This window comes from Corynebacterium sp. LK26 (assembly GCF_014335085.1).
Taxonomy (GTDB): Bacteria; Actinomycetota; Actinomycetes; order Mycobacteriales; family Mycobacteriaceae; genus Corynebacterium; species Corynebacterium jeikeium_D.
The window spans coordinates 669379-686496 of record NZ_PDHB01000001.1 but is presented as its reverse complement, the minus strand read 5'-3'; the positions used below and the strand labels follow the sequence as shown (position 1 = coordinate 686496).

Below are 17118 nucleotides of genomic sequence, written 5' to 3'. Positions count from 1 at the left end.
ATAACCTCCACAGGTCATTTTTTATCCACAGATGACGCCTTGATGAGTGCTTTCGTCAAGGTGGGGTGTGGTGCGGGGCGCTAGGGTGCGCATCGTGACGAATTTGCGGAATCGGCTGGCGGACTATCTGGAACCGATTGATCAAGACAAGCGCATGGCGGTGGACTTTTCCACGCGCCGGGCGGTGGTGACGCCGCGGGTGGCGATGGCTGCGTGCCTTGTGATTGCGGTGTTGGCTGTTGGAGCAATCGCTGCGGTGGTGTGGCCGTCGACGCCGCAGGTGGAGATGCCTGCGGTGCAGGACGCGGCTGTCGCGGGGACGACACCGGAGACGACCGAAACCCCAGCGGAGGCGCCTGGCGGTCCGGGGCAGGAGACTAACGCTCAGGCACAGGTGGGGCCGTTGATTGTGTCGGTGGTGGGGTTGGTTGTGAATCCTGGCGTGGTGGAGGTGCCAGTGGGTGCGCGGGTGGTGGAGGCAATTGAGCGTGCGGGTGGGCTTTTGCCGGAGGCTAATCCTGCCAGCGTGAACCTGGCGGCACCGTTGGTAGATGGTCAACAGATTGTGGTCGGGACAGAGGCGCTGCCAGCAGGGACGGCGGAGGGCGGTTCCGATGTTTCTGGCGGTTCTGGCGCCGGTGCTGCAGGCGGGGCTGACCCGGGTGGCTCTGACGGAAAGATCAACATCAACACCGCCACTGCTACGCAGCTGGAGGAATTGCCCGGAATTGGACCCGCAACAGCGACCAAAATCATTGACTTTCGTGAAAAGAACGGGCCTTTTGCGAGTATCGACGCACTTGAGGAGGTACCGGGAATCGGCCCGGCGAAGGTAGAGGCTCTGCGCGATGCCACCACCGTCTGACCTGCGCGCTCGTGCTGGGCTCGATGTGCGGCTAGTGCCAGCAGCGGTGTTGGCGTGGGCGACTGCGGTGGCGGTGATCATGCGCCCAGAATGGGCGATAGTTGTGGTACCGAGCTCAATCGCGACTGCGGTGGCGTTGCCGTGGGCGTGGCAGCGTTGGTCGTGGCGATGGGGCAGAGGTGCGGTGACCTCCGGCTGGCGAGCAATCGCCACTATCGTGGTGCCAGCTGTGGCGGTGGCCAGCGTTGCGGTGGCCACGCGAATCCGCATAGCGCAAGCCCGAGCCCATGAGCTCTATGAGGACATTGGTGGGATGGCGAAAGTGCAATTGCGCCTCGTCACCGAGCCGAAAGCAACCGAGTTTGGGGCCAGTGCGAAGGCCCGCATCGAAGGTCTTCCGGGGCAGGTGACGGCTTTCGGCGACGAGTCACTGTTGGCTATCACGAGAGACACCGTAATTGAATCCACAGCCGGTATACGTGTGGCCAGCAAGCCCTGCATTAGTGGTATCCAGCTGAATCTGCGCGGTGATGTTGAGGTCATCGCGCCACCACAGGGGCTGGCAGCTGACGTGAGGCAGCAGCTCTTTGACTCGGCGCAGAATCTCCCCGTTGGTCCCGACCGCCTGATTCCCGCCATGGCCATCGGCGATGAGCGCGGCTTTAGCCTCACCGATGGCGATGTGATGACTGCTTCTGGGCTTTCACATCTATCAGCGGTCTCTGGAGCGAACGTTGCGCTTGTTGTCGGGGCTGTTGTAGCCGTGTTTTCGTGGGCTGGACCGCGGGTGCGCGTCGCAGTCGCCGCGCTTGCCCTGTATGGCTTTGTGGCAATTGTGGGTACAGAACCGTCAGTGCTACGCGCGGTGGTCACCGGCTGCATTGGGCTGTTGGCGATTCTTGTAGGACGAGCTGGCCAGGCCATCGCGGCGCTGTCGGCTGGCATTATTGGGTTGATTCTCCTGGCTCCAGACCTATCGGTATCAGTGGGCTTCGCCCTCTCGGTCGCAGCCACCGCCGGGTTAGTCCTTCTTGCCGAGCCCCTTGCCAGACGCCTGTCCGCCACCACCGTTATGGGTACCTGGCCCGCCCCAGTAGTCCGCGCCGTCGCCGTATCGATTGCCGCACACGTGGTCACCATGCCCGTGTTGGCGCTCCTTATCGGCGAAATTAGTCACGTCTCACTGCTCGCCAATCTCCTCGCCGCGCCCGCCGTCGCACCGGTTACTATCGCTGGTTCGCTCGCTGCCGTTGCCGCCGCACTGCATCTCAATTGGCTGGTCAGTGCGCTGCTCTGGTGCGCCGCGCCGTGCGCATGGTGGATTCATCAGGTCGCACGCCTCGCTGCGGGAATCGTCGCGCCCGCCACTGGGACGGTCACGTTGGTCATCTCCTGCACGCTCACGTTCGCATGCTTGACGGCGCTCTGGGCGTGGCCCCGTCTTGCGCTCCGCGCTGGTTGCTTCGCAGTGGTACTTGCCGTCTGTAGTTACGCGGTTATTTGGGTGTTCGGGCTGGACATTGCGCGTGCCCCACAGGGGTGGAAGGTTGCGGCCTGTGCGGAGAAGAACCAGGTTGTTCTCATTCACGCGGAGGCTGTCGGAGAACCCGCCAACCATGTGGCATCGGTTGGTTACCCTGCACCGACCTCGCTCAGCCGGCAGTGCCGAATTGCACTCGGACTCACCGAGGAAGAGGCGGGGTACGTCCAGGTGCTCGATGACACCACCAATAACCCCACGACAGAAACCGTGGCGGTGGAGTCCCCGTCGTACATCGCTGAATCCGTGAGCGGCCAACCGTCCCAATCAGGCCGCTCACCCCAGTGGTTTATCGCTCGCGAGTGTGGTCCGCGCGTGCGAGAAACCGTAATGACACCCGAGCAGATTCCTGTGGTGTGCCCGCAGCGAGATGGGCCGCAAGCCCTGTATTCCAATGGTGAAGTCTGGCGAGGAAGGTGAAATCCGGGCTGTCCCGTAGGCTAGAAACAACAGTCGCAGGAATTAACGCGGAAAAGAGGTCGGGATTGAGCGCCGTCGCACCCGTGAATTTGATTGTGGGCAAAGAGGAGCTGCTGAAAGACCGCGCCCGCCTCGCCATTGTCGCTGCCGTCCGCGCGCAGGCAGCAACGGAGTCCGATCCGGGTGGACGCTCGGTGCCTGTGACCACCATCCGCGCAGGGGACATGACCACTGTCGATGCCGTGGAGCTCTTCAGCCCTTCGTTGTTTGGAGATGACCGGATCGTGGTTGTCACCGACTGCCAAGACGCCGGCAAAGAGCCTGCCAAGCTGTTGATGGATTCGGTTAAGGATCCCGCGCCGGGCATCACGTTGATTCTCCTTCACAGCGGTGAGGGGCGTCAGAAAAAGATGGTCGCTGACCTGCGCAAGTTGGGGGTCCGCTTTTTCGAAGCTCAACCGCTCAAGCGAAACGACTTGCCCGGTTTTGTTGGCGAAGAGTTCGCCTCACACGGGGTTAAGGTGCGTCGCGACGTCATCGATACCGTCCTGGATGCGGTCGGTTCAGACCTCCGCGAGCTGGCCACCGCCATTTCCCAGCTGTGTGCGGATACCGCGGGCAAGGTCACCTCGGAAGCAGTGCGCACCTACTACGGTGCTTCGGCGGAGGTTTCGGGCTTTGAGATTGCCGAGCTCGCACTGCGCGGCCGGGGTGGGGAAGCGTTGGCCAAGATGCGCCGTGCCTTGCAGCTGGGCATGGCACCGGCACTGCTGTCGGCTGCAATCACGGGAATGGTTGGTGATGTAGCTCGGCTCCACGGTGCACGTGGTGTCAATGCGCGTAGAGATGCCCACCGCTATGGCATGCCGCCGTGGAAGTTGGAGAAAACTCAGCGGTTGGCATCTGCCTGGTCAACCCCGGCGGTTGCTCGCGCTGTGGTTGTCGCGGCACAGCTGGATGCAGACACCAAGGGAGCCTCATCGACGCCGGAACTATCGCTGGAACAGTCGGTGCTTCGTATCGCGGAGCTGGCCCATTCGTCCCATCGGCGTTAAAATTTACGGGCTGCAAATGTGAAACTGTGTGAGTTTATGACACTTTCAAGCCATTTTTCAGGCCATTTTTGTCATAAACGTAGTCAGTAACTCGCATCGCCCCACCGCCGCCAGCCATAAACGCAGCCACTAACTCGCGTTGGGGTTAAATAATAAAAACCGCCTCCCGCCACATCCGAAATGAAATCGGAAAATAGCAGGAAGCGGTTAATTTCACGGCACAAGCGCCACAAGAACGGCACAGCGCCAAAAGGGAATTAGCCCTCCAGCTTGTTGAAAGCCTTAGCCATACCGGACTTCTTGTTAGCCGCAGTGTTGCGGTGGAAGACGCCCTTGGTGACAGCCTTGTCCAGCTTGCGGGAAGCAACGCGCAGCTGAGCCTCAGCAGCAGCCTTGTCGCCAGCCTCAACAGCAGCCTGGAACTTGCGGATCTCGGTGCGGACTGCAGAGCGGATAGCCTGGTTACGCAGGCGAGCCTTCTCGTTGGTCTTGTTGCGCTTGATCTGGGACTTGATGTTTGCCATCGTGAATACCTCTTGTATCCGTAGTAGTTGGAATTGCTACCGCCCGCCACCAAGAAAAGTCCTGATCACAGTACAAATTTTGGCTCGAATCCCTGCCGTTCAAACTAATTAACCAGCGGGATAAAACCATGCACTGCGCTTATACGGCGATGAAAACGCGAACCCAAGGTCCTGCCCGCGCTCGCCGCAAAGGAACGCAACGGTAAACAACTTGCAGAATCTTAGCAAACAGCGCTGCCTAATACCAGCCGCTGCCTAATTCCAGCTGCGGCTAATTCCAGCCGTAGTCCCCGCGCAGTCGGGCGGCGATGAGCTCAAAGCGCCTGCGGGGCATCATCGCACCTGCGCGGCGAATCCCGGATTCCGGAATGAGCAAGATACGGTCCATCCGCACCCACGACGGCTTGGGGTCTTCATTCCAGAACCCACTGCCGATAAAGAGCCACTCCGGTTGCTCGCTGTGCTCGGTGCGAGTGGAAATCAGCATGCCCAGAAGGTACTGGTCATGGCGGCCAACCACGACAACTGCGCGCTCCCGCAAGGCGGCGTCTTCGCCTTCGAGTTGCAATGGAATCCACACCACTTCGCCGGGGTCGGCTTGACCATCCATGTCGGGGCTGTACACGATCGTGCGGGCCAGTTCCGCGGTTGGACGCGCGATGGTCACCGGGTCTCGCAGGCGAAGTAGGGCCTCCTTGGACTCGTCGGAAAGCGAGGTGTCCTGAGCGAGCCCAAGTTGCGTGTTGAGCTTAAACAGCGCCTCATCGAGGGTGTCGGGGCCGCGGAACCACTCGGTACCGGCGAAAAGACGCGCGCTGATGCGATTGCGCAGGCGGCGTGGCCAGCTTTCGCGTTCATTTTGATCGGTGGACGAAGTGGAGCTCATGGAATCTAAGTCTAGAGGTTTAGTGCGGAGGGAATCGATAGGTAAGATTGTGCGTGATTGTATTTAAGCCCGGCTGGTCGGTTTTCGAGGCCGGCGCATATGGGTCGGCCAACGCCGCGCCCCAATGCCCATAACGTCTTTATTTTTCGGAGTAGACCCAACGTGACCAAGAATTTTGCGGAGCAGACTTTTACGGACCCCTCACGGATTCGAAATTTCTGCATTATTGCGCACATTGACCACGGTAAGTCCACCCTGGCGGACCGAATTCTGCAGCTCTCGGGTGTTGTGGAGGCGCGCGACATGCGCGATCAGTACCTCGACAATATGGATATTGAGCGCGAACGCGGCATCACTATTAAGGCTCAGAACGTGCGCCTGCCGTGGGTTCCGAGCACAGGTCAGCACGCGGGGGAAGAGATTGTCCTGCACCTGATTGATACGCCTGGTCACGTCGACTTCACCTACGAGGTCTCGCGCGCGCTAGAGGCGTGTGAAGGCGCGATTCTGCTTGTCGACGCCGCGCAGGGCATCGAAGCGCAGACGCTGGCCAATCTGTACTTGGCCATGGAAAATGACCTGGAGATTATCCCGGTTCTGAACAAGATTGACCTGCCGGCCGCGGATCCGGATAAGTACGCGGAGGAAATCGCGCACATCATCGGCTGTGAGCCGGAGGATGTCATGCGTGTTTCGGGTAAGACCGGTGAGGGCGTTGAGGAGATGCTCGACCGAGTCTGTGAGCTCGTCCCGGCACCGGTCGGCGACCCGGAGGCACCTGCCCGTGCGCTGATCTTTGACTCCGTCTACGACACCTACCGCGGTGTGGTCACCTACATCCGTGTTGTTGATGGTCAGCTCAAGCCGCGTGAGGTCATTCAGATGATGTCCACCGGCACCAAGCACGAGCTGCTGGAAATCGGCATTGTTTCGCCGCAGCCGAAGAAGTGTAAGGGCCTTGGCGTCGGCGAGGTCGGTTATCTCATCACTGGTGTGAAGGATGTCCGTCAGTCCAAGGTCGGTGACACCGTCACGCTGAACGCCACACCGGCTGAGGAGCCTCTGGAAGGTTACGAAGAGCCCAAGCCGATGGTCTACTCCGGTCTGTTCCCAATCTCTCAGCAGGACTATCCCGACCTGCGTGATGCGTTGGAAAAGCTCCAGCTTAACGACGCTTCGTTGACATTCGAACCGGAGACTTCGGTTGCCCTCGGGTTTGGTTTCCGCGGTGGCTTCTTGGGCTTGCTGCACATGGAGATTACCCGTGCCCGCCTCGAGCGCGAGTTCGACCTGGATTTGATTTCGACGGCTCCGAACGTTGTCTACCGCGTTGTCATTGAGGACGGCACCGAGGTCACTGTTCACAATCCGAGTGACTGGCCGGAGGGCAAGCTCCGCGAAATTTACGAGCCGATGGTCAAGTGCACCATCGTTGTGCCGAGTGAATTCGTTGGCCCCACCATGGAGCTGTGTCAGCAGAAGCGCGGCGAGATGGGCGGTATGGACTACCTGTCGGAAGACCGCGTGGAGCTGCGCTACAAGATGCCACTGGGCGAGATCATCTTCGACTTCTTCGACATGCTGAAGTCCCGTACCAGGGGTTATGCCTCGCTGAACTACGAAGATGCCGGCGAGCAGCTTGCGGATCTGGTCAAGGTGGATATCCTCCTGCAGGGCGAAGCAGTCGATGCTTTCTCCGCTATCGTCCACCGCGACAATGCGCAGTGGTACGGCAACAAGATGACCAAGAAGCTGCGCGAGCTGATTCCTCGCCAGCAGTTCGAGGTCCCGGTTCAGGCCGCAATCGGTTCGAAGATTATTGCCCGCGAGAACATTCGTGCACTGCGCAAGGACGTCCTTGCTAAGTGTTACGGCGGTGACATCTCCCGTAAGCGCAAGCTGCTGGAGAAGCAGAAGGCCGGTAAGAAGCGTATGAAGAACATCGGTTCGGTTTCGGTGCCGCAGGAGGCATTCGTGGCTGCGCTGTCCACCGACGAGGGCGGTAAGTAAAGGGGAAACTGCATGCCACGGAAGCGGAAGAAACTGGTCGAGAACTTCGAAGAGCTGCTCGAAGCCGGTGACATGGATGCACTGAAGGCCGTCTATGACACTTGCGCTCTCGACGCAGTCTTTGGCTACAGCAAGGACACTGCACTGGCGCTCCGTGGCACCCCGCCAGAGCTCATGCGCTGGCTAATCGACCAGGGGATCGACGTCAACACTGAGAACCACTTCGGTAAGACCGCGCTGGCAGAGCATGCAAGCCGGGGCGATACCGACAAGATGAAAATCCTGCTCGAATGCGGTGCCGACATCGAAGCCGGTAAGTATCCTCCGCTTTTCATGGCAGCGAAGAGCCATCAGCCCAAGGCGATTGCGTTGCTGTTGGAAAATGGTGCTGACCTTCACCGCGAGAACCGCCTCGGTCACGGCCGGACAGCGTTCAAAGAGGCGGTTGCTGCTGCCGATACCGATTCCCTCAGTCGAGTCCTAGACAGCATCGAGGTGCTTCTGGACGCTGGTTCGGAAATCGACGACGAAGTGCGCGAAGAGTTCACCAAGTTCGGTCGCCGCTACAACCGCATGTCAGAGAAGCAACGCGACAAGTACCAGCCAGTTATGGATCGCCTCTACGAGCGCATCGGTGCGGAACGTCCGGACGTGATTACACCTCACGATGGCCACAGCGACATCATTGTCCCCGCAGGCAAGTCGACCAACGGTCAGTTCCGATACCTCTGGAACTACCTGGTGCCGGGTGGTGGCGCAGCCGCGACTGTGCAGGGCGAGGTTATTCGCATCGTGGGCCGGCTCGGGTACGAGGCCCTGGAGATGGGCTACGTCAACTGGGACGAAGACTTTGTCGCGATGACCGACTTTTGGCTGGAGACGGTTGGGGCTGCCGAGGATGCAATGGCCGTCGTAAAGCAGCGCAAAGCTGGTGAGGCGGACATTGATGCGTTGACGGCAGCGGCGGTCGCGTGGGTGGCAGAGCACCCGCAGCCGATTGCATTGGGCGAGGTTCCGTACCGACGCTAGCTCCCAAGACGCTAGCCCCAGTCGGGTGGCAAAGAACGGTTAATGGCCAACCTCTGCATTTATCAGTTGTGTCAGACGTTATCTTTGATGGGTGGAATCCGTATACCTAACAGCAATACTGTTTTCGATTATCGGCGGGCTCGGTGCTTCGTTGCTTCGGCTGCCGCCGCTGATTGGTTTCCTTGGGGCCGGTTTTGCCGTTCATGCAATGGGACTTGAGGAAATCCCGTTTATTGATTCGCTGGCCGAGCTCGGTGTTACCACCTTGCTCTTCACAATCGGTCTGAAGCTGAATCCCAAGGATATCGTGGCGCCGCGAGTGGTCTTTTCAGGGTTGGGTCACGCATTTTTAAACACGGTGGTTTTTGCCGTGCTGTTTGGTATCGCCAGTTTCTTGCCGCTGCGTGAACTCACGGGGCTGTCGGTGACTGCGTTGATTTACATCGGCATCGCGACTTCCTTCTCGTCGACGGTGTTTGTGATGAGCCACTTGGAGGAGCAGAACCGCGGTGCTTCGGCCATCGGACGCATCGCGATTGGTGTGCTCATTCTGCAGGACATCATTGCGGTCGGTGTGCTGGTGGCATCGTCGGGTAAGACCCCGGAGCTGTGGGCGCTGGCTCTACCACTGTTGTTCTTCATCCGTCCGCTGGCGGCGCGGCTTCCCAACCGCATGTTCCGCACTGAGCTGCTGGTTCTCACCGGCATTGGTATTGCTGTGGCCGCTTACTCGGCTTTCGAGCTGGCAGGGCTGTCCGGCTCGCTGGGGTCCTTGGTTGCCGGTATTCTGCTGTCCTCGCACCCGATTTCTGACCGTCTGTCGGAAGCTCTGATTAGTATCCGTGAGCTGCTGCTGGTCGCGTTCTTTATCGAAATTGGCCTCGGTGGTCTGCCAAGTGCTGGCGGCTACGTTATCGCCGCGATTATGGTCCTGTTCCTGGTGTTCAAGGTCACTATCTTCATCGGGATTCTCAAGCGCACCGGACTGTCCCTGCGCACTAGTGCGTTGGCGGGTCTGACGTTGAGTAACTACTCGGAGTTCGGCCTCATTGTCATGGCTGCGGCGACGCAACAGGACATTCTGCCCGATGAGTGGACCTCGATTATGGCAGTCGCCGTGGCGGGTAGCTTCATTGCCAGCTCGCTGATGGTCCCGCATGAGGACAAGCTGGTCAGCTTCCTGCAGAAGTTCGTCCCAGAAACCCCAGAGGACCGCCTGGTCCCAGAAGAGGCAACGGTCATTATTGATAACGCTGATGCCCTCATCATGGGTATGGGGCGCGTCGGCGTCGGTGTCTACGGCAGGTTGGTTAATGAGTACGGCATGAACGTCTTTGGCGTTGACTTCGATGAGGATCGCATCGAAGAGCTGCGTGAGCAGGGCTACCAGGTTATCCCGGGTGATGTGACAGACCCAGAGCTGTGGCACCACATCGAGTTGGAGAAGAAACCAGCGCTGTACGTGTTGGCGCTGTCTGAGCACGCTGAGACCTACGCGATGATTCAGAACATCCGTAAGCAGGACACCGAAGCCGTGGTTGCTACCACCACTAAGGTGCAGAGGTTTAAGGATCAGCTTCTCAACGTTGGTGCCGACATGGCCGTCTACCTTTATGACGGTGCTGGCGAGGAGCTTGCCGACCGCGCAGTGGAAACACTTCAGCAGCGTTCGTAGTCGGATCCGTGACCCCGTGATGGGCTAGCAGGGCTGCCGCGGCTAACCGCACTTTCAGATAAGCCTAAGCTGGAACTATGACTGATTTATATCTCGTGCGGCACGGCGAAACTGAGTGGTCGCGCACTGGGCAGCACACATCGGTAACTGATCTTCCTCTGACTGACAACGGTAGGGAAGAAGCCAAGGCCCTCAACGGCTGGCTGGATCCGAAGGACTTTGGGCTAGTGCTGGCATCACCCCGCCAGCGTGCCCAAGAGACCGCTCGATTGGCAGGATTCCACGACTTCGAAGTCGAAGAGGATCTCGCGGAATGGTTCTACGGCGACTACGAGGGGATTACCTCGAAGGAAGTGCAGAAGACTGTTCCCGACTGGCAGATTTGGACTCACGGTGTGCCCAATGGCGAAACCGCGGAGGAAGTCCGTGAGCGCGTTGAGCGCGTGGTCAAAAGGGTTCGTGAATCGGGTGAAGACAAGGCGATTTTGTTCGCACACGGTCACTCGCTGCGTGCGCTCACTACGGCCTGGTTGGAACTGCCCATTGAACTTGGCCAGTCCTTCCCATTGAATACTGCGTCCCTGTCAGTGCTTGGTCGCTACCATGACCGGCCTGCGGTTCTGCGCTGGAACCTCTCGCGGGGGCTGTAGCGGCGTTGTGGCCGGTGCCTCAGTGAATTCGCCGACACCGTTCAAGCTCTGTAGTGGGCGCCCGTGAATCACAATTCCGGTGCCTTCGATATCGGGGAGACCACCACGGCGGTGTTGTTACGGCGCGCGCCGAACCCTTCACCAGGTTTTGGTGCATATTCGCAGGATAGGACCCAATTGCACGCTCGCCGCTCACGTCGACTCTCCTTTGTTTACTTGTCTCCTTTAGTTAACTCCTTTTCCCGACCAGCTGTCGTATACAAGTAAGCAGTGCGACGTTTAGGGGACTCGGTGAGTCCAGCCCTCCGTGCCGTATTTGGTGTCAATAAGATGCTGCGCCGCAGCGAAGTCCTCGTCGGAAAGCGATGCCTCGGTGGCGCCGTAGCGGTTGATGAATGTCTGCTTCATCGTGTCAATGACTTCCGCGCGGCTGGCACCGGTCTGGCGACGGAGCGGATCGACGCGCTTCTTCGCGCTGCGCAGGCCCTTATCGGCAATCTTGGCCTTGCCAATGCGCAGGACTTCCATCATTTTGTCGGCATCGATGTCATAACTCATGGTGACGTGGTGGAGCACTGTCGAACCACGGCGCTTCTGTGCGGCACCACCAATCTTGCCGCCATCGGAGGTGATGTCATTGATGGGGACGTACCACGCATTGACGCCGAGCTGTGCGAGTGCGGCGATGACCCAGCGGTCGAGGAACTCATAGGATTCGACGTAGCTGAGGCCGGCGACCAGCTTCTCCGGAACATAGATCGAGTAGGTGACGCAGTTGCCACCCTCCATGAACATCGCGCCACCGCCGGAGAGACGACGCACCACTTGCACATCGTGCTTCTCTACGCCCTCGGGTTCGAGTTCATTGACATAGGACTGGTAGGAACCGATGACGGTGGCACGATCATCCCAATCCCAGAAGCGCAGAGTTGGTCCGCGCTGTCCGGAATTGACTTGGTCAAGGAGGAGTTCGTCGAGCGCAACATTCATCACCGTCGGCAGGACTCCCGGCTGCAAAACCTCCCACTCCAAATCAGTGAAGTCGACAGCCTGTGTCAGTGCACGTCGAACGACCTGCGCAATGATGTGGGTATCAAAACCGTGCAGTCGCACCTCGCGACCAGACTGCTCCTCAAAATCCTTCAGCGCCGCATCGAGGCGAGCCTGTAGGCGTTCCGTATTGTCCCCGGCAGGCGCACCGAGGAGAGCGTCATTAATAATGTCGTAGGCTTCATCGGGTTCGAGGAAAAAATCGCCCGAAATGCTTATCGACGAAATAGTGTCACCGGTGGTCTCGCAGTCGGCAACAACCAATTTGCCGCCGGGAACCTTCATTTCTGAGTGGAATTTCTGCGGGTGCGTCATAGGATTCGATGGTACTCGCGCCGGGCGTTACGATGTCCTCCGTGTTTACCTCATCAACTTTGGATCACCGCGCCCGCAAAATTGTTGCGTGGGTAGCAGGCCTGAATCTTCTCGGATTCTTCATTGAATTAATTGTTGCCTCAATTATTGGTTCCGCAGCGCTGTTCGCCGACGCTGCAGACTTTCTTGAAGACTTTCTGATCAACCTGCTGGTTCTCACCGCATTGGGGTGGTCGCTGGCGAGCCGTCGTAAAGCGAGCTTCGGCCTTGCCGGGCTGATTCTGATTCCGGCGATTGCGGCGTTCGGCACCGCCATTTGGAAGATGATTAGCGGTGAGCCGCCAGAGCCACTAACGCTGTCGGTGACGGCAATTATCGCGATGGTCATCAACCTGGTCTGTGCGATTTTGCTGATGAACCTGCGCAAGGCCGACAGTGCGCTCATGCGCGGCGCGTGGTTGGCGGCGCGTAACGACGTCCTGGCGAACCTGCTCATTCTCGCCGCCGGAGTGGTCACCATTTTCTGGTTCAGCGCATGGCCGGACATCGTCGTGGGACTTGTCATCGGCGTCATTAATCTCACGGCAGCGAAGGAAGTTTACGAGCAGGCGCGTGCCGAAGACCCCGAGCTGGAGATGGATGATGACGACTAGCGCTGACTAGTCCGGGGGTGGGAGCGAAGGTTGGGAAGGGGCCGGGGAGGGCCGGGGCCTACTTCCACATATCCTTCTGCCACTGCGGCTTATGGGCGTAGGTGAACTCGTAGTATTCCTTGTTCTTCAGCTCACTGGCTGCGGCCTGGTCAATGACAACCGTGGCCCGTGGGTGCAGCTGCAATACGGACGCAGGCATCGACGCGCTCAGTGGGCCCTCGATGGATGCGGCAATAGCGTGCGCCTTTGCGGTGCCGGTGGCCAGCAGCAGGAGGTGCCCCGCACGTGAAATGGTGCCAAGCCCCTGGGTGACCACGTGGTACGGCACATCGTCCGCGGAGTCGAAGAAGCGGGCGTTATCCAGCACGGTCTGCGGGTGCAGCGTCTTAATGCGAGTCAGAGAGCCAAAAGAGCTGGCGGGCTCGTTAAAACCAACATGCCCATTGGTGCCGATGCCCAGCAACTGAATGTCAATGCCGCCGGCCTCGATAATCTTTCGCTCGTAATCCTCGCAGGCCGCGCCGATATCGTCCGCGAGGCCATCGGGAATATGGACCCTCGCCGGGTCAACATCCACGTGATCGGAAAACTCATTGTGAATCACGTGGTAGTAGCTCTGCTCATGCTCGATGGGCAGTCCCACGTATTCGTCGAGTGCGAAGAAACTGCAGTCCTTAAAAGTGACTTCACCAGCCCGATGGCGACGAATCAGTTCCCGATACGTCGCAAGCGGAGTCGATCCTGTCGCTACACCGAGGTTTCCACCTTTGTTGGCGTAGTGAGCGAGGTAGTCCGAAGCGATGCTCGCGACTTCGGCCTCAGAATCGACGATGATGATTTCCATGGTGGAACACTCCTGAAAACGAGGGCTCGTGGCAGAAATTGCAAAAGGTGCGAGACAGAGTACCAGTGACTCCACAACGCTAAGCGCTATAGCCCTATTCAGATGAGGTTAATCTGCCACGGGGTGAGACCTGTAATTGAGCCCTGTTTTTCCTGCGTAGGCTACTTCACCCAGAAGTTGCCGTCTTCATCCTTGTAGATGATGTCGCCAGCGTGAGCGACCTGGGTGTCGTTAACCTGAAGCTCAACCAAATCCAGCGTTTCGACGATTGGTTCAATGTAGACGCCACCGTTAAACCAAACCTTGAAAGCATCTGCTGAAGTCGAAGAACCGGAGAAACGGTGTTCTTCATACTTGTGCACTGGTGCAAAGGGGCAACCAATAGCCTGTGCGACAGCTGGAGAGGCAGCAACAGCGCCCAGCACAGTAGCGGCACCGATGGCGACAGCGGCGATAGAGCGAGAGAATTTCATGGTTAATTCCTTCCCGAGTCGGGGATATGACGGAGTTATGGAGATGCCGAAGTGTGCACTGTCAGCTGCTGTTGCTGTGGGCTAGACTGAGCCTTCTTTTTCAATGACAAGCATGCGCGCCTCGCCCTGCGGGTGCGCGACATGTTCGTCGCCGGCTTCTGCGAAACAGATAGTGCCAGGCGTTAATGTGCGTACGCATTCCTCTCCCGCATCGCGGTAGTGCATATCGACGGCTCCGTCGACAACCACAAAGACCTCTTCGCCATCATTGATGTGCCACTTGTATGGCTGATCGCTCCAGTGGAGCCGAACGCTTGTGGCTCCAGTCATAGTGACCACATCCAGTGCGCCCCACGGGCGATCAGCGGTGAAGTCTGCGGCTTCGATGAATTTCATGAGGCAATTCTATGCCGATTCAGTCCCGGATGGGAAGGCCGGGCTGAACGGCTGCTTCCCTGTATTTACCGCCACTCGGCAGTTGCCGGGTCAATGCCTTCCTTACGGGCCTGAGCTTCAATCAGCTCCAGCAGGTAGCCAGCATTGCCGCGGTAGTACCGATCAAACCGGGAATCAGCGACGTACATGCGAGCCAACAGAATCTGCTTTTCTCGACCAGCCTCGTAGAAGCGAGTAATAGAGGCCAAGTGACGGTCAACTAGCTCGGCCGCCTCAGCGGAACCGGGCTCGACGTGGCGCTCGGCGGCGTCGGCAAGCGCATCGGCAAAATCCTTAGCCTCTGCTTCAAGCTCGGCCCAGTCGCTGTCCTTCATCTTTTCCTGAGCCTGCTGAGACTGCTCCCACTCAGTGGTGTCGCCCCAGCGCTCCTCAGCTTCGGCTTCTAGATTCTGCCAGTCGCGGCCCAAGAGCTCCGCTTTCGTCTTTGCTTTCATGGTATTTCCTTCCTCAATCAGTTTGTCCAAGGACTGCACCATGTGGTGCAGGTCAGCGATCTTCTCGGTGAGAACAGTTCGCTGTGCGAGTAAACGATCTTTCCGACTTCTCGGGGAGGAATCGCCGTGGATGAACTCCTCGATAGTCTTCAACGGCACACCGGCGGCGCGGTAGACCAGAATCTCCAGCGCGGTGTCGATGTCCTCATCGGTGTAGAGGCGGTAATCGGACCACGTGCGATACTGCGGGCTGAGTAGTCCGATGGCATCCCAATGCCTCAGCGTGCGTGTGGTAACGCCCAGGAGCTCGGCTGCCTCGCCGATGGTGTACTCGTTGTCGTTGTTGCTCACGGGAATCATCTTTCTGTTTGACGCCGCGTCAAGGTCAAGACCTGACGCCGAAATCCGTCGAGGAAGTTAGCTGGGGCAGCCGCAGGGGAGGGAGCGGGGCCGGGGTCCGCCAATCTTCGAGGCTCTACCGCAAGAGCCGAAGCCGATTGATTGCCGCTGCGACCTCCTGGACGCGAGGCTCGGCCAGATGACCAGAGTTGGTGAACTCAGCTGTCACATCGAAGAGTGAATGACAAAAGTTGTCGTACTCGCGCTGGATTAGGTCGGTGAGGTCAGTACGCCCATCGAGCTGCTTTACGACGGCGCCCAGAATCCGGGCAATTGCTTCTGTTTGGGAGGAGTCCATCAATTGGCTGACAGCGCGCAAATCAAGATTGTCCTTGCCCACCTGAATCAGCTCTAGACCACGAGCACGCGGTGGCTTAGGTGGTTTCGCACCGCCACCGCGCCCACCGCGACCGCCGCCGCGGCCGCCATGCCCACCACGGCCACCACCGGCGGGGAAGTCAGCCTGCAGAAAACGCTCACCGATCTGCGCAAAAGCAGGCGAAGGCTCGGCCGGAGTAGCCGATTCGCGGAGCTCACGGGCGCGCTTGGTGACGTCGTAAGGCGTGTACGCATCCATAGCAATCACGGTGTCCGCGACATCGATGAATGCACCAGAACCACCAGCGACGATGACCGTGGAGATTCCGTGGTTTTCCCAGAGCTCGCGGACCCGTGCGACCAGTGGAGTAATCGGCTCGCGGTCATCGGGGATGAGGCGGCGCATGCGCTCATCGCGAATCATAAAGTTGGTCGCGGAGGTGTCCTCATCGATGAGCAGCACTCGCGCACCGGAACCTAGCGCCTCCATCAGGCCCGCAGCTTGCGACGTCGACCCCGATGCATTCGCGGTGGAAAATCGAGTCGTGTCATCACCGGAGGGAAGGCCGTTGATAAACGGCGAGATATCCACACCAGTGATGGCTCGGCCGTCCTCGGCACGCAGCGCAACCGCAGTCTCGTCGGCGACTACAAACTCGCGGCCATCGCCAGCGACATGGTTATAAACACCCGTGACCAGGGAAGACAACAACGTGGACTTGCCGTGATAACCGCCACCAACAATCAACGTCACGCCCCGCGGAATACCCATGCCGTGCACGGTTTTGCCCGACGGCAGCTGAAAACTGTGCTGCAGCGATTCCGGCGAGGTAAACGCAGTCGCGCCGGGCTTCGGAAGCTGGCTATTGCCCGCCTGACGAGGCAACACCGCACTGTCTGCCACAAACCCAATCAGGTCCGCGTCCGCCACTGCACGGCGCAAAAAGAGCTGGTCATACTCCAATTCCGCGGCTGCCTCGAGCGCATCGATGGGTGCGTTCACGATGGCGTCGTCAAGCGCGTCAAACAGATCCTCACAGATCAAGCGCGCCGCCTCACGCCCGAGAATGCGTCGGCCGCGGGCGGGCAGTTGGATTTCTAGGCTGATCTGTAGGGCATCGCCATGCTTATCGACGTCGTGCGCATCCGCACGGAGCTCAGCGACAGCTGCTCGGCGCAAGACCTGCTGACCTGGAGAATCAATGAATAGCCCGCGACCATACTTCTTCAAAGCGCGCACGAGACGGCGGTTCAGCAAATCGAGCTCCGCCGTGCTGAACCTGCCGGGCTGTGACCGGGAGGCGCCGCGATAGTCCAGTACGGACAGCGGAATATGGACGCGTGCCCGTGATGCCGGGGCATAGGGGTCGGATTGGACCTTGTCGATAAACAGCGTCGCGTCCAGATCCGGCAGGTCGTGGGAGCCACGCAAAGATTTGTATGCACCGTAGCTCTTGCCATCGAGGTTGGAGAGACGCCGATAAAGGTCAGCGGGCATATTTCTACTTTCGTTGAAGCTGTT

Annotated in this window: 16 protein-coding genes; 8 read left to right on the top strand and 8 right to left on the bottom strand. The window is 59.1% G+C overall.

Going from position 1 to position 17118, the window contains the following annotated elements; translation table 11 throughout:
• Window positions 1-94: 94 nt before the first annotated feature.
• The 3 genes from CRD13_RS03010 to holA are packed head-to-tail and all read left to right on the top strand — an operon-like array spanning window position 95 to window position 3880.
• A complete protein-coding gene (locus CRD13_RS03010) occupies window positions 95-865 on the top strand; it encodes a ComEA family DNA-binding protein (protein WP_242451371.1) in 771 nt (256 codons plus the stop codon).
• Entirely contained in the window at window positions 849-2825 is a 1977-nt protein-coding gene (locus CRD13_RS03005) for a ComEC/Rec2 family competence protein (RefSeq protein ID WP_070546423.1), read from the top strand. The genes CRD13_RS03010 and CRD13_RS03005 overlap by 17 nt, the downstream gene beginning before the upstream one ends.
• Entirely contained in the window at window positions 2822-3880 is a 1059-nt protein-coding gene (gene holA / locus CRD13_RS03000; RefSeq protein WP_005511539.1) for a DNA polymerase III subunit delta, read from the top strand. The genes CRD13_RS03005 and holA overlap by 4 nt, the downstream gene beginning before the upstream one ends.
• A gap of 257 nt (window positions 3881-4137) precedes the next feature.
• Here the strand turns inward: holA and rpsT are convergent, their stop codons facing one another.
• Together rpsT and CRD13_RS02990 are read right to left on the bottom strand one after the other, a co-directional pair.
• Window positions 4138-4404 (bottom strand): 30S ribosomal protein S20, encoded by a 267-nt coding sequence (rpsT, locus tag CRD13_RS02995; protein WP_016422323.1) that lies wholly within the window; start codon window positions 4402-4404, stop codon window positions 4138-4140.
• A 271-nt stretch (window positions 4405-4675) separates the two neighbouring features.
• Window positions 4676-5290: a type II toxin-antitoxin system PemK/MazF family toxin gene (locus tag CRD13_RS02990; RefSeq protein ID WP_070546425.1), complete on the bottom strand. Its 615-nt coding sequence runs from the start codon at window positions 5288-5290 to the stop codon at window positions 4676-4678.
• Between the two features lie 162 nt (window positions 5291-5452).
• On the opposite strand from CRD13_RS02990, the gene lepA reads away from it, so the two are divergent.
• The 4 genes from lepA (at window position 5453) to CRD13_RS02970 (ending at window position 10654) form a co-directional block, all read left to right on the top strand.
• Window positions 5453-7300, top strand: a complete 1848-nt coding sequence (lepA, locus tag CRD13_RS02985) for a translation elongation factor 4 (protein WP_070546426.1) — start codon at window positions 5453-5455, stop codon at window positions 7298-7300.
• A gap of 12 nt (window positions 7301-7312) precedes the next feature.
• On the top strand, window positions 7313-8329 hold the full coding sequence (locus CRD13_RS02980) for an ankyrin repeat domain-containing protein (RefSeq protein WP_070546428.1): 1017 nt from the start codon (window positions 7313-7315) through the stop codon (window positions 8327-8329).
• 91 nt (window positions 8330-8420) lie between these two features.
• Window positions 8421-10004 carry a cation:proton antiporter family protein gene (locus CRD13_RS02975; protein ID WP_049189287.1) on the top strand — a complete coding sequence of 528 codons (1584 nt, stop codon included), beginning with the start codon at window positions 8421-8423 and terminating at the stop codon, window positions 10002-10004.
• Between the two features lie 77 nt (window positions 10005-10081).
• Window positions 10082-10654, top strand: coding sequence for a histidine phosphatase family protein (locus tag CRD13_RS02970; RefSeq protein WP_049189288.1), 573 nt, complete (start codon window positions 10082-10084; stop codon window positions 10652-10654).
• A gap of 279 nt (window positions 10655-10933) precedes the next feature.
• Here the strand turns inward: CRD13_RS02970 and CRD13_RS02965 are convergent, their stop codons facing one another.
• Complete coding sequence (locus CRD13_RS02965; protein ID WP_049172633.1) at window positions 10934-12019, bottom strand: biotin/lipoate A/B protein ligase family protein; 1086 nt, start codon at window positions 12017-12019, stop codon at window positions 10934-10936.
• Window positions 12020-12051: 32 nt separating this feature from the next.
• Between CRD13_RS02965 and CRD13_RS02960 the strand changes: the two genes are divergently transcribed.
• Window positions 12052-12672 (top strand): cation transporter, encoded by a 621-nt coding sequence (locus CRD13_RS02960; protein ID WP_049172738.1) that lies wholly within the window; start codon window positions 12052-12054, stop codon window positions 12670-12672.
• Window positions 12673-12730: 58 nt separating this feature from the next.
• On the opposite strand, the gene nagB is transcribed toward CRD13_RS02960, so the two are convergent.
• From nagB to CRD13_RS02935, 5 genes are all read right to left on the bottom strand, one after another.
• Window positions 12731-13516 (bottom strand): glucosamine-6-phosphate deaminase, encoded by a 786-nt coding sequence (gene nagB, locus CRD13_RS02955; protein ID WP_049172635.1) that lies wholly within the window; start codon window positions 13514-13516, stop codon window positions 12731-12733.
• A 161-nt stretch (window positions 13517-13677) separates the two neighbouring features.
• On the bottom strand, window positions 13678-13989 hold the full coding sequence (locus CRD13_RS02950) for a hypothetical protein (RefSeq protein ID WP_049172637.1): 312 nt from the start codon (window positions 13987-13989) through the stop codon (window positions 13678-13680).
• Between the two features lie 81 nt (window positions 13990-14070).
• Window positions 14071-14385, bottom strand: coding sequence for a cupin (locus CRD13_RS02945; RefSeq protein WP_049193606.1), 315 nt, complete (start codon window positions 14383-14385; stop codon window positions 14071-14073).
• Window positions 14386-14450: 65 nt separating this feature from the next.
• Window positions 14451-15239, bottom strand: a complete 789-nt coding sequence (locus CRD13_RS02940) for a MerR family transcriptional regulator (protein ID WP_049172640.1) — start codon at window positions 15237-15239, stop codon at window positions 14451-14453.
• A gap of 115 nt (window positions 15240-15354) precedes the next feature.
• Window positions 15355-17094 carry an ABC-ATPase domain-containing protein gene (locus tag CRD13_RS02935; protein WP_070605501.1) on the bottom strand — a complete coding sequence of 580 codons (1740 nt, stop codon included), beginning with the start codon at window positions 17092-17094 and terminating at the stop codon, window positions 15355-15357.
• Window positions 17095-17118 lie beyond the last annotated feature (24 nt).